This is a genomic window from Humibacter soli (assembly GCF_054779035.1).
In genome coordinates this window covers 1,467,054-1,480,157 of record NZ_BAAGYX010000001.1, presented here as the reverse complement: position 1 = coordinate 1,480,157, position 13,104 = coordinate 1,467,054, and the positions used below count along the sequence as shown (strand labels likewise).

Here is a 13,104-nt window from a genome sequence, read left to right as displayed (position 1 = left end):
GATCGTGCAGGTGGGAGAAACGGGCTTCAGCGCACCCCACCGGCGGTTCCGACCCCCGCCGGATGCGTGGGTGGGACAATGGCCGGATGAGCAGCCAAGGTCCGCTCGGCGGGCGACAGCGCCAGATCTTCCCTACCATTCCCCGCGGCGAAGTGGTGGCGGCGTTCGAGACCTACCCCGAGGCGCAGGGCGCAGTGGAGATGCTGGTCAAGGGCGATTTTCCTGCAGCTCAGATCTCGATCGTCGGAAGCGACCTCAAGACGGTCGAGCGCGTGACCGGCAGGCTCACTTGGGGACGGGTGGCTGCGGCGGGCGCGGCATCCGGCGTGTGGCTTGGCATCTTCTTCGGCCTGCTCATCGTGATCTTCTCGCCGTCGAGCGGACTCGGCATCCTCATCGCCGCGGTGCTCTTGGGCGCCGGCTTCGGCATGCTCTTCGGTGTCGTGTCCTACGCGATCACACGTCGAAGGCGCGACTACACGTCGATGACCCAGGTGCTGGCGACCAGCTACTCGGTCATCGTCGACCCGGAGTCCGCGAACCGCGCGCGCAACCTGCTCACGGGGATCGGTGGGGTGCAGGATGTCGCACCCGGGTTCCTGCAGCCCGGTCATCCCTCCGATCCGCCGCCCCCTCACGTCGCGCCGCCCCCGCCGCAGCACGACGACAACGGCGAACGGCCCCGATACGGCGAGAATCCTCCGCAGCACGGGGAGCAGCAACCGCGGTACGGGGAGAACCCGCCGCGATACGGGGAGAACCCGCCCCCACCCGCCGATCCGGCGAGGGACGACAAGGACAGCGACGGCTAGGAGTAGCCCGGACGACCGGCCGGTTCGTCAGGCGCGCAGCCTCGCCATCCACTCCTCGACGTCCTCGGCGGTGCGGGGGATCGCGATCGACAGATTCTCGGCGCCGGTGTCCGTGACCAGGATGTCGTCTTCGATGCGCACGCCGATTCCGCGGAACTCCTCGGGCACGGTGAGGTCGTCGGGCTGGAAGTACAGCCCTGGCTCGATCGTGAACGTCATCCCGGCTTCGACCACGCCGTCGAGATAGAACTCGCGCCTCGCCTGCGCGCAGTCATGCACGTCGAGGCCGAGGTGGTGGCTCGTGCCGTGCACCATGTAGCGGCGGTGCTGCTGCTGGTCGGCCTGCAGCGCCTCGTCCGCCGTGACGGGCAGCATTCCCCACTCGGCGGTGCGCCGCGCGATGACCTCCATGGCCGTTGCGTGCACCTCGCGGAACCGGATGCCCGGACGCACGATCGCGAAGGCTGCGTCGGCTGCCTCCCGTACGGTCTCGTACACGAGTCGCTGGGTCGGTGTGAAGGTGCCGTCGACCGGCAGCGTGCGCGTGATGTCTGCGGTGAACAGGCTGTCGACCTCGACGCCCGCGTCGATGAGCACGAGGTCGCCCGGCACGACGGGGCCGTTGTTGCGGGTCCAGTGCAGGATGCACGCGTGCGGACCGGACGCCGCGATGGTGTCGTACCCCACCGCGTTGCCGTCCAGGCGCGCCCGGGCGTTGAAGACACCCTCGATCACCCGCTCGCCTCGTTCGTTGGCGCCGAGCTGGGGCAGCTCGCGCACGATGTCGTCGAATCCTCGTGCCGTCGCCGAGATCGCTGCGCGGAGCTCGCCGATCTCCCAGTCGTTCTTCGTGAGTCGCAGCTCGGAGAGGTCGCGGGCAAGCGTGTCGTCGGCGTCATCCGCGGCGGCGTCCGACACGCGATCGTCGAGCTGCAGAAGGCGCACAGCATCGAGGCGGCCTGTGAGGTCGGGGTCGGCTTCCCGCACGATGAGCGTGCGCTCGTCGACCGCATCGAGCACCGATTCGAGGTCGGCGACGGCGCGGGTGGGCAGTGCGAGGTCGCCGGCCACCTGTGCGAGGGAGGGGCGAGGGCCGATCCAGAACTCGCCGATCTCCGGGTTCGCGTAGAACTCGTCGGAGTCGCGGCTCGCGCGCTCGCGGAAGTAGAGCGTCGCGTCGTGGCCCTCCGCGGTGGGCTCCAGCACGAGCACGCTGCCCGGCTCGGCATCCGACCCCCATCCGGTCAGATGGGTGAAGGCGGAGTGCGCGCGGAACGGGTAGTCGGTGTCGTTCGAGCGCTGCTTCAGGCGACCGGCCGGCACGATGAGACGCTCGCCTGCGTGCTTCGCCGAGATCGCTGCCCTGTTGGCGGCGGCCGGTGCCGCGGCATCCCGGGCGGGGGGAACGGTGTCGGTGCGCTCGGCCCAGCCCGAGCCGATGTACTCGGCGAACGACGATGACGCCGGGGTGGTGGAGCGGTTCTGCGTCGCGCGCGGCTTCGGCTGTCCCGTCACGTCAGCGGCTGCTGCCGATCCCGACGCGGGCGATGCGGTGGCTGTGGAGTCGATGTCGTCCATGCGTTCCATTCTCTCCCGTTCCGCGGCCACGGTTCCCCATGGTCGAGTCGCGAGCGGCAATACGATGGAGGGATGTCCGATCCCCGCGCATTCCGTGCACCGATCGACCTGCATACGCACTCGAGCGTGTCGGACGGCACGGAGTCGCCCGCCGAGCTCGTGAGGGCTGCGGCCGGTGCGGGCCTCGGAACCGTCGCGCTCACGGATCACGACTCGACGGGCGGGTGGGAGGATGCCGCCGCCACCGCGTCGGAGGTCGGTCTCACGTTCATCCCCGGCATGGAGCTGTCGACCCGCTACGGGTGGAAGAGCGTGCACATGCTCGCCTATCTATTCGACCCCACCGACGAGCCGCTGACGGCGGAGCTCGAGCGCATCAGGGATGCCCGACGCAGCCGTGCAGAGACGATGGTCGCCCGGCTGGGAATGGACTACGACCTGTCGTGGGACGACGTTCTCGCACACACGGCGCCCGGCGCGACGGTGGGACGCCCGCACATCGCCGACGCCCTGGTGTCGCGCGGGGTGGTGCCGGACCGCTCCGCGGCGTTCGCCACCCTGTTGCATCCGCGTGGCGGGTACTACGAGCCGATCTACGCACCGACACCGCTCGACGGCGTGCGGCTCATCAGGGGAGCGGGCGGCGTTCCCGTGCTCGCTCACCCCGCTACCCGCGGGCGCGACGGCATCATTCACGACGTCTACTTCCGGAGGCTCGTCGACACCGGCCTCGCAGGCCTCGAGCTCGACCATCGTGAGAACACCGAGGACGGCAAGACGGCCATCCGGGAGCTCGCCGATCAGTACGGTCTTATCCTCACGGGATCGAGCGACTACCACGGCGCAGGCAAGCCCAACCGGCTCGGGGAGAACACGACGCCGCCGGAGTCGCTGGAGCGCATCCTCGACGAGTCGGCGTTCCTGGCGCACTCCGGCGCGTCGTCCGCCTAGCCCTGAGCCGGCGCGCTTCCGCTCGACGGGCGACGGCGACGCCGGCGACGCGGTGCGCTGTTGCCGTCGTGGTGCTGGTGTCCCTGGCCGTCGTGGGTGCCTGCGGCGACCTTTTCGGCCGAAGCTCCGGCATCCTGAGCGGGTGCCTGGCCAGTCGAGCCGGAGCCGCTGCGAGTACGCCGACGGTTGCGGCTGCTCGACGCGCCCGAGCCCTGTCGCTCTTCGGAACCACCATCTGATGCCTGGCGCTCGGCCTTGACGGCGGGCGTCGGCTTCAGGCGGCCCTTGGCATCGATCGGAATGTTCAGGTCGCTGTAGAGGTGCGGCGACGAGGAGTACGTCTCCGTCGGCTCCGGCTGGCCGAACTCGAGCGCGCGGTTGATCAGCGCCCACTTGTGCAGGTCGTCCCAGTCCACGAATGTGACGGCCGTGCCCTGCTTGCCGGCGCGTCCGGTACGGCCGACGCGGTGCAAGTAGGCCTTCTCATCCTCGGGAATGGTGTGGTTGATGACGTGGGTGACGTCGATCACGTCGATTCCGCGAGCTGCGACATCCGTGGCGATCAGCACGTCGCGTTTGCCGCTGCGGAACGCGTTCATGGCGCGCTCGCGCTGCTCCTGGCTGAGGTCGCCGTGCACGGCGGCTGCGTTGAAGCCGCGGTCGCCGAGCTCCTCGACGAGCTTGGCCGCCGCACGCTTGGTGCGGGTGAAGATCACCGTCTTGCCTCGCCCCTCGGCCTGCAGGATGCGCGCGATCACCTCGTCCTTGTCGAGAGCGTGTGCGCGGTAGATGACGTGGTTGATGTTCGCCTGCGTCAGACCCTCATCGGGCTCGGAGGCCCTGATGTGGATCGGACGCGTCATGAACCGCCTCGCCAGCGCGACGATCGGTGCGGGCATGGTGGCCGAGAACAGCATCGTGTGCCTGGTCGCAGGCGTGAGGGAGAACAGCTTCTCGACGTCGGGCAGGAAGCCGAGATCGAGCATGCGGTCGGCCTCGTCGAGCACCATCTCCCGCACGTGGGAGAGGTCGAGCAGTCGCTGGCCCGCGAGGTCGAGCAGACGTCCCGGCGTGCCGACGACGATCTGGGCGCCGGCCTTGAGCTGCTCGATCTGCCCGTCGTACGCCTTGCCGCCGTAGATGGAGACGATGGTCGTCGGTCGTCCGGAGGTGGCCAGCTCGAGGTCCTCGGCGACCTGGATCGCCAGCTCACGGGTGGGAGCGACGACGAGCGCCTGCACTCCGGGCTCCGGGTTCGGGCCGAGGCGCTGGATGAGCGGCAAGCCGAATCCGAAGGTCTTACCCGTTCCGGTCTTGGCCTGGCCGATGATGTCTTGGCCGCTCATGGCGAGCGGAATGGTCTGCTGCTGGATGGGGAAGGGGTCCGTGATGCCCTGGGCGGCGAGTGCCTGCACCATGTCGGCATCGATGTTCAGATCGGAGAACGTCACGTGGTCTGCCTGTCGAAAGAGATGCGGATCCGTTGAGGATCGCGGATGGCCGCGCCCGCACGGTCGTCACATCTTCCGGGGCGCAGGGCCGTCGATCCTGTGCCGACGGCACGCCCATTCTACCGGGATAGGCTTGCTTACCGTGGCATCCTGGTTCACCCGCAAGTCGGCCCCCGTCGATGCGCCGAAGCTCAAGCCGAGGCGAGAACAGCCATCCGCCGTCCGGGTGGATCTGCACGAGATCGCGCCCGACCTGCTTCCCTACCTCGGCCAGGTCGCATACCTGCAGCTGCAGGCCTTCGAGACCCTGTCGCGCGTCGTGCAGCAGGTGCCGTCGCTGACCAGCAAGGAATCGGTGGCGCTCGCCGCGGGTGCCGCGCTGAGCCGTCATCAGGCCGTGCTCGCGGAGATCCGCAGACACGACGCCGAGCCCGCCGCCGTCATGGCGCCGTTCGCGTTGGCCGTCGACGGCTTCCAGGCGATCACGATCGGGCGTGACTGGCAGGAGACCCTGCTCGGCGTCTACGTGACCGACGGCCTGCTCGGCGACTTCTTCATGCGCCTCGCGCAGGGGCTGCCGGGGGATGTCGGACCGCGGGCCGCCAGCCTGCTGGGCTCCCAGACCGGCACGGACCAGCTCGCGGCCATCCTCGCCGTAGAGATCGCTGAGGATGGCACGCTCGGCTCGCGCCTGGCGATGTGGGGTCGAAGGCTCGTGGGCGACACGCTGCTGGTCGCGCGTTCGGCGTTGAAGCTGTCGGGCAACCAGCGATCCGACGAGGAGCGCATCGACCCGGTCTTCACCGAGATCATCGGTGCGCACACGCGTCGAATGGACGCGCTGGGCCTCACAGCCTGATCGCCCCACGGCTTGTCCGCCTAGCGCCCCTGTCCGCCTCACGGCCTGATCGGCTGCCTGAGACTTCGACCTATCGAGTGAGACTTGGGCCACGCGATGAGACTTCGCGAATAGGCAGAAGTCTCATCTCATACCCGAAGTCTCAGGTTGATGAAATCAGGCGCAGTCCCGGCCAGGCTCAAGCTCCCGTGGAAGGAACGCCCGTGTGGGTGAGGCGGCGCAGTCGCGAATCGTCCGCGCGGTTGCGGAGTGTGCCGAACAGAAGATCGACGCCGACCGTGATGATCGCCGTACCGATGATGGTGATCCACCAGATCCAGCCGGCGTTCCACTTGAAGCCCGCCCAGGTCAGGCCGACCCAGAGCACCGCGGAGACCACGGCTCCTACCGCGGGAATCAGCACGCTGCCGTGCTCGTGCCGATACGGCAGGGTGTAGCGGGCGATCAGTCCGATGATCGCGCCGCCGAGGGTGATGAAGAGAAGCTCCATGGGCCGTGCCTTCGTGGTTCGCGGAATGTGCCGTCGGCGGGCCGCCGTGCCGTTGCCGGCAGTCTGGCCCGCCGGGCCAGGTTACGCGACGAAGCCGACGCGGCGCGATTCCTCGCTGCCGACCTGGATGTAGGCGATGCCGGCCGTCGGCACGATGTAGAGGCTGCCGTGCTCATCGCGCAGCTGAAGGGTGCTCTCGCCTCCGCCGAGAGCGGCGCTCACAGCCGCCTCGATCTCCGCGGCCGACTGGCCTGACTCGAAGCTGAGCTCACGGGGGGCGTTGACGATTCCGATGCGAATTTCCACGAAGGGCCTTCCGTTGTGTCGTGCGAGGGATGCCCGCCCCGTCGTCTTCTCTCGTCGGCGCCGGCTGAGCATCCGTCAGTCACACTACGGCAGGCGCTCGACACGGTCCGAGCAGTTCACTGACGGCAGAAAACGCCGATTCGGAACCGAACGCCGCCGGCATGATCGGCGGCCGCACACGGAGTGACGCGATGCCAGAGGGTCGCCCCCGCGATGTCGGAGGCCGCCCCTATCGTGAAATCCGTGCCACAGCAGCAACCCGAACTCGACGCATCGCAACGTGCGGTTCTCGCACTCGATGCCTCCGAATCGGCGCTGGTCGTCGGCGCACCGGGAACGGGAAAGACCACGACTCTTGTCGAGCTGGTTGCCGATCGAGTGCATCGCCTCGGATTTCCCGCAGAGTCGGTGCTCGCGCTCGCGTTCGACCGGGCGAGCGCGACCCGCTTGCGCGACCGACTGGGCCTGCGCGTCGGCGAAGCCGTCAACGGTCCACTCGCACGCACGGTGTCGTCGCTCGCGTTCGACATCGTCGCCCAGGCAGCCATCGAGGCCGGCGGCGAGCCTCCGACTCTGTTGACGGGTGCCGAGCAAGACGCGGACGTCGCGGCCCTCCTCGCCGGCCAGGTCGAAGACGGTGTCGGGCCCGGCTGGCCGGAGCCTCTGAACGAGGCGGTGCGCGGCCTCCGATCATTCCGCACCGAGCTGCGCGAGCTCATGATGCGGGCGACGGAGCACGAGATCACGCCGGAGCGCATGCGAGTGCTCGGCGTCGAGCACGGGCATCCCGAGTGGATCGCGGCGGCCGACTTCATCGACGACTACCTCGGCTCGATCACGAGCGCCCGGCCCGACCAGCTCGACGCGGCCGAGCTCGTGCGCTACGCCGTCGCCGCGGTCGAGCGGGGCGACGTGAGCGACGCCGTCGATCGCGTGCGGCTCGTCGTCGTCGACGACCTCCAAGAGGCGACGGAGCTGGGACTCGGCCTGTTGCGTGCCCTCGAATCCCGCGGCGTGTCCGTTGTGGCCTTCGGCGATCCGGATGTCGCGACGAGCGTCTTCCGCGGCGGCTCCGCTGACGTGGTCGCGCGCTTCGGCGGCAGGATGTCCGTGCACTTCCTGCGCGTCGCGCATCGACAGCCCGCCCCGCTCCGCGACCTCACACGCTCCATCACCGAGCGCATCGGTACGGCCGGAATCGTCGGACACCGGGGCGCACTGCCTGCTCCGGTCGACGGTGACGGCTTGTCTCCCCTTCTCACGATCGAGGCGCCGACGTCGGCGCGCGAGTGGTCGGCGATCGCTGGTCTGCTGCGCGAACGGCATCTGATCGACGGTATCCCGTGGTCGCGGCTGGCCGTGGTGGTGCGCTCGGGTTCGCTACTCGACGGCGTGACAAGGGCACTCTCCGCCGGAGAGGTGCCGACCCGCAGCACGTCGGCGGGAACTGCCCTGCGCGACGATCCGGCTGCGCGCGCGTTGCTCGAACTGGTCGATCTCGCGATCGGCCGTTCGGAACTCGACGTCGAGGGCGTCACGACACTGCTGCTCGGCCCGTTCGGCGGGCTCGACCGGCTGGCGCTCCGTCGGCTGCGCGTCGCCCTGCGCACAGAGGAGGTCGCCTCCGGCGGCGACCGTGCTGCCGATGCACTTCTCGTCGAGGCGATGGCTGCGCCGGGCCGACTGGCCACGATCGATCACCGCATCGCACGCGAGGCGGATCGACTTGCGCGGGTGCTCGACGCGGTGCGCATATCGTCCGCCGCGGGGGCGGGGATCGAAGAGCTGTTCTGGGCGGTGTGGGAGAAGTCGGCGGTCGGACCCCGATGGCGCCAGGCCGCCTCCGGAACCGGAATGGCGGCATCCGAGGCCAACCGCAACCTCGACGGAGTCGTGGCGTTGTTCACGGCAGCGAAGCGCTTCGGGGAACGCGAGCCCGACTCTCCGCCGTCGGTGTTCCTTGCGCGCATGCTCGACGCCGACGTTCCGGAAGACACGCTGTCGCCGACGGGCTCGACCGAGTCGGTGCTCATCGCCACGCCGTCCGGTGTGGTCGGCAGGGAGTTCGACGTGGTTGTGGTCGCTGGACTCCAGGAGGGCGTGTGGCCCGATCTCCGGGTTCGCGGCACGCTGCTCAACACCGACGCGCTGGTTCGCGCGGCGGCGGGGGAGCCACCGGTCGTCATCGACGCCCGCAAGCAGGTTCTGGCAGACGAACTGAGGATGTTCACGGTGGCGGTCTCGCGGGCGAGCAGGCAGGTCGTGCTTGCCTCGGTCTCCGACGACGACGAGCAGCCGAGCGTGCTCTTCGGCCTGGCACCACGCGGTACTCCCAGTGTGAGCGCCGCTGCTCCGCCCATGACACTCCGCGGTCTCACCGGGCTGTTGCGACGTGAGCTCACCAGCGACGTGGCGACGGACGGCAGCCGCAGCGCAGCAGCATCGGGGCTCGCGGAGCTTGCGGCGGCGGGTGTTCCGGGGGCGGACCCCGAACAGTGGCAGGGTCTGGCCGCCCCGTCGAGCACGGCAGAGCTGTTCGACGGTGACGAGACCGTTCCGGTGTCTCCGTCGCGCATCGAGGCCATCGAGGACTCGCCGCTCGACTGGTTCCTCGACGACATCGCCGGTTCGACCACGAGCACCGCCATGGGAATCGGAACCATCGTGCACTGGGCGATGGAGACCGCCGACGACCCTTCGGTCGACGCACTCTTCGCCGCGGTCGAGTCGCGTTGGAAGGAGCTCGTCTTCGAAGCGCCATGGATCGCTGCACGGGAGAAGCGCGCGGCACGTCGGCTGGTGAGCGGCGTCGCCGAATACCTCGCCGATGCCGAACGTGCGGGCACACGGGTGGTGGCCGCCGAGCAGCGGTTCACGCTCGACGTCGGTCGCGCCCAGGTTCACGGCATGATCGATCGCATCGAGGCCGACCCGTCCGGCGGTGTGACGATCGTCGACCTCAAAACGGGAACACCGCAGACAAGCCCTGCGAAGCTCGCGGCGATGCCCCAGCTTGGCGTCTATCAGCTCGCATATGCATCAGGGCAGCTCGATGAGCTGTGCGAGCCCTTCGCGCCGCACAGGGCCGCCGGGGCGAAGCTGCTGTTCGTGCGCGAGGGGGTTCGCGGTAAGTCGTACCGGGAGGGCGAGCAGGCGGTGCTCGACGACGAAGGCCTCGAGGGATTCAGGGAGCGCATCCGCCAGGCCGCGACCGCCATTGCCGTCGCGGAGTTCGAGGGCCGCGCAGAGGTCGCGGACCGCGGGCCGTTCGCGGCGGTGCGTCGCCTGCACAGGGTGAAGGCGGTGAGCAGTGACTGAGAAGGTCAGCGCGGATGCCATCGCCGACGCTCTCCGCAGCCATCGGCCCACCCCGCAGCAGCGGGCGGTCATCGAGTCGCCACTCGAACCCGCACTCGTCGTGGCGGGAGCGGGCAGCGGCAAGACGGAGACCATGGCGTTCCGGGTGCTCTGGCTCCTCGCCAATCGTCTGGTCGAGCCCGGCCAGGTGCTCGGGCTCACGTTCACGCGCAAGGCTGCGGGGGAGCTGAGGGAGCGCATCAGGGATCGCGTGGGGCGTCTCGCCGATGCCGGCCTGATCGACGAGCCCGATGTGTTCGATCCGCCGCAGGTGTCGACCTACAACGCGTTCGCGAACACCCTGTACCGCGACAACGCACTGCTCCTCGGCAGAGAGAGCGACGGCGCGGTGCTCGGCGAGCCGTCGGCGTGGCAGCTCGCGAGGAGCGTGGTCGTCGGCAGCGACGACTCCAGGCTTCACGAGCTCGACCAGTCTGTCGATGCCGTCACCCGCGCCGTGCTCGAGCTGGCGCACTCGCTGGGCGAGAACACGGCCGATCGACACCGCGTCGCGGCGATGGCGAAGGAGTTCGCCGCTCTCGAGGAGCTCCCGAACGGAGGGCGGGGCGCGTACGAGAAAGAGGTCGTGGAGCCTGCACGTGCGGTAGGGCACCTTCCGCTGCTCCTCGACCTCGCCGCGGAGTTCGACGCGGCGAAGACCCACCGCGGGCTGGTGGAGTACTCCGATCAGGTGGCACTCGCCCTGGAGATCGTGCGACGGTCGAGCGACGTTGCCGCCGGCATCCGCGGGCGACACCGGGTCGTACTTCTCGACGAGTATCAAGACACGTCGGTGGTGCAGACTCGACTGCTCGCCGAGCTCTTCGCAGGCACCGCCGTGATGGCCGTCGGCGATCCACATCAGTCGATCTACGGATGGCGCGGAGCAAGTGCTTCGAACCTCGACGACTTCGCCGCCACGTTCGGTGCGGGCGTCGCCCAGCGGTTCTCGCTGACGACGAGCTGGCGCAACGGTACGGGCATCCTCGACGCTGCAAACCTTCTGGTCGAGCAGCTGACCGCACGCTCACGGGTCGCCGTCGCCGCGCTGACTCCGTCGCAGGCAGCGAGTGAACGGCCCGTCGACGCGGTCTTCGCCGAGGCGGTCACCGACGAGGCTGACGCCGCCGCCCGCTGGCTGAAGGAGCGGCTTGCGGAGGGTTCGGGCGACCGCCGTGGTGTGGTGGAGGCGCCGCCCAGTGCCGCCATGCTGTTCCGCTCCAGGTCGACGCAGGCGGCGTTCACCGCGGCGCTCCGGCAGCACGGGGTTCGCTATCACGTGCTCGGCGTCGGCGGCCTTCTCGCCGAGCCCGAGATCGCCGACCTGGTCTGCGCCCTTCGCGTCGTGGACGACCCGACGGCCGGCTCGGAATTGCTGCGTCTGCTGGCAGGATCCCGATGGCGCATCGGCGTGCGCGACTTGCGAGGACTGCGGCAGGCTGCGAGGTGGCTCGCCGAGCACGACTACCGGCAGCAGCGCCTCGACGACGAGGTGCGGTCCGCTCTGCGTGCGAGCGTGATCGACAGCGAGCAGGCATCCATCGTCGACGCCCTGGACGCACTGGTGCACGCGCCGGACGGTCATCGCATGCTCGAAGGAATCTCGACGATCGGACTGTCGAGGATGCGCGAAGCCGGCCGCCTCTTCGCCCGCCTTCGCGCCCGCAGCGGTCTCGGGCTGCTCGACTTCGTCACGCTGGTGGAGCACGAGCTCGGTCTCGACATCGAGCTCGCGGCGAACGAGACGCTCACCGGCGGACGCGGGGCACTCGACGCCTTCTTCGACGCCCTCGGGGACTACCTGGCGGTCAGCGAGACCGCCGGTCTGCCCGGATTCCTCGGATGGCTGCGGGAGGCGGAACGACGCGACACGCTCACGCCCCGCAGCGAGAAGCCCGAGCCGGGAACGGTGCAGATCCTCACTGTGCACGGGTCGAAGGGACTCGAGTGGGACCACGTGGTGGTGCCGAGAATGGTCGAGGGTGAGCTTCCGTCGACGCCGGTGGAAGGCACCAACGCCTGGCTCGGGTTCGGACGACTGCCGTGGGAGTTCCGTGGTGACGCCGACGAGTTGCCCAGCTTCGATTGGCGCGGGGCGACCACGCGTAAAGAAGTGCGGGATGCCCGCGAGTCGTTCAAGCAGGACGTCGGAGACCACTACGAGCGTGAGGAGCGCCGCCTCGCCTACGTCGCCGTGACGCGGGCTCGGCACGGCCTCTTGCTCACCGGCTCGTTCTGGTCATCGCAGCTGCGGCCGCGCCGTCCGAGTCGCTATCTCGTCGAGCTCGCCGAGGCGGGTGTCGTGCCGGGGTTGCCGGAGGCTTCGGTCAGTGAGGAGAGCCCGTTCGGCGACGGCGAGGAGACGATCAGGTGGCCCCTCGACCCGCTGGGCGGGAGGCGCGACGCCGTCGAGCGTGCCGCCGATCTGGTTCGCGAGGCGGAGCCGGGGCGATCGGGACGCTGGGCCCGCGACCTGGAAGTGCTGCTCGCGGAGCGCGAGCGCATGCTCAGGGCGTCAACGGAGATCGCGCTGCCCACGCGCATCCCCGCGTCTCGGTTCAAGGACTACGTGTCGCGGCCCGAGGAGGTCGCCGAGGAGCTCCGGCGACCCATGCCGGAGCGACCGTATCGCGCGACCCGGCTCGGCACGCTGTTCCACGCCTGGGTCGAACGACGCGCGGGTGTCGCGGGCGGCACCGAGGTGATCGACGCGTTCGCGGCCGAGCTGGATGACGAGCCCGGCGCACTCGCCGCGGCGTTCTCGAACAGCGGCGACGCATCCTCGCGCGCCGCAGACGACTCGCGTAGCGCCGACGACTCGCGCAGCGCCGACGACTCGCCCGGCGCCGTCGAACGACTCGAACACGAACGCCTCTCGGCGCTGCAGCGCACGTTCGAGCGCTCACCATGGGCCGACCGCAAGCCGGTCGAGGTGGAACGGGAGATCCACCTTCCGTTCGACGGACACCTGGTGATCTGCAAGATCGACGCCGTCTACGAGCGCGATGGCCGGTACGAGATAGTCGACTGGAAGACCGGACGCCCGCCGAAAGACGCCGACGATCTCGCTCGCAAGCAGCTGCAGCTCGCGCTCTACCGCGTGGCGTTCGCCCGCTGGCGCGGCATCGACCCGGCGCTCGTGGATGCCGCGTTCTACTACGTTGCCGACGACCTCGTCATCCGTCCGACCGGTCTCGTCGACGAGCACGAGCTCCTCGAGCTGTGGCGAGCGAACACGGCAGCTTCGGGAAGCGGCTTCGCGGCGGCCTGAATGCCTCCGCCCGTCCGGCGGTCAGGCTG

At 69.4% G+C, this 13,104-nt stretch carries 9 protein-coding genes; 5 read left to right on the top strand and 4 right to left on the bottom strand.

The window, feature by feature from the left end; translation table 11 throughout:
- Positions 1 to 86 precede the first annotated feature (86 nt).
- Positions 87 to 812, top strand: coding sequence for a YflT domain-containing protein (locus ACYVDN_RS06950; protein WP_460569769.1), 726 nt, complete (start codon positions 87 to 89; stop codon positions 810 to 812).
- 27 nt (positions 813 to 839) lie between these two features.
- Here the strand turns inward: ACYVDN_RS06950 and ACYVDN_RS06945 are convergent, their stop codons facing one another.
- Positions 840 to 2,390 carry an aminopeptidase P family protein gene (locus ACYVDN_RS06945; protein WP_460569767.1) on the bottom strand — a complete coding sequence of 517 codons (1,551 nt, stop codon included), beginning with the start codon at positions 2,388 to 2,390 and terminating at the stop codon, positions 840 to 842.
- Between the two features lie 72 nt (positions 2,391 to 2,462).
- Here ACYVDN_RS06945 and ACYVDN_RS06940 point away from each other — a divergent pair, with 72 nt between their 5' ends.
- Positions 2,463 to 3,341, top strand: a complete 879-nt coding sequence (locus tag ACYVDN_RS06940; RefSeq protein WP_460569765.1) for a PHP domain-containing protein — start codon at positions 2,463 to 2,465, stop codon at positions 3,339 to 3,341.
- Here ACYVDN_RS06940 and ACYVDN_RS06935 read toward each other — a convergent pair.
- Positions 3,338 to 4,792, bottom strand: coding sequence for a DEAD/DEAH box helicase (locus ACYVDN_RS06935; protein WP_460569763.1), 1,455 nt, complete (start codon positions 4,790 to 4,792; stop codon positions 3,338 to 3,340). The genes ACYVDN_RS06940 and ACYVDN_RS06935 overlap by 4 nt on opposite strands.
- A 142-nt stretch (positions 4,793 to 4,934) precedes the next feature.
- Between ACYVDN_RS06935 and ACYVDN_RS06930 the strand changes: the two genes are divergently transcribed.
- Entirely contained in the window at positions 4,935 to 5,651 is a 717-nt protein-coding gene (locus ACYVDN_RS06930) for a ferritin family protein (RefSeq protein ID WP_460569761.1), read from the top strand.
- Between the two features lie 178 nt (positions 5,652 to 5,829).
- Here ACYVDN_RS06930 and ACYVDN_RS06925 read toward each other — a convergent pair whose 3' ends face one another.
- Positions 5,830 to 6,141, bottom strand: a complete 312-nt coding sequence (locus tag ACYVDN_RS06925; RefSeq protein ID WP_460569759.1) for a hypothetical protein — start codon at positions 6,139 to 6,141, stop codon at positions 5,830 to 5,832.
- Between the two features lie 81 nt (positions 6,142 to 6,222).
- Complete coding sequence (locus ACYVDN_RS06920) at positions 6,223 to 6,447, bottom strand: DUF3107 domain-containing protein (protein WP_460569757.1); 225 nt, start codon at positions 6,445 to 6,447, stop codon at positions 6,223 to 6,225.
- A gap of 243 nt (positions 6,448 to 6,690) precedes the next feature.
- Here ACYVDN_RS06920 and ACYVDN_RS06915 point away from each other — a divergent pair, with 243 nt between their 5' ends.
- Both ACYVDN_RS06915 and ACYVDN_RS06910 read left to right on the top strand, forming a co-directional pair.
- A complete protein-coding gene (locus tag ACYVDN_RS06915; RefSeq protein WP_460569755.1) occupies positions 6,691 to 9,765 on the top strand; it encodes a PD-(D/E)XK nuclease family protein in 3,075 nt (1,024 codons plus the stop codon).
- Complete coding sequence (locus ACYVDN_RS06910; RefSeq protein WP_460569753.1) at positions 9,758 to 13,075, top strand: UvrD-helicase domain-containing protein; 3,318 nt, start codon at positions 9,758 to 9,760, stop codon at positions 13,073 to 13,075. The genes ACYVDN_RS06915 and ACYVDN_RS06910 overlap by 8 nt, the downstream gene beginning before the upstream one ends.
- The last annotated feature ends 29 nt before the right edge of the window (positions 13,076 to 13,104 follow it).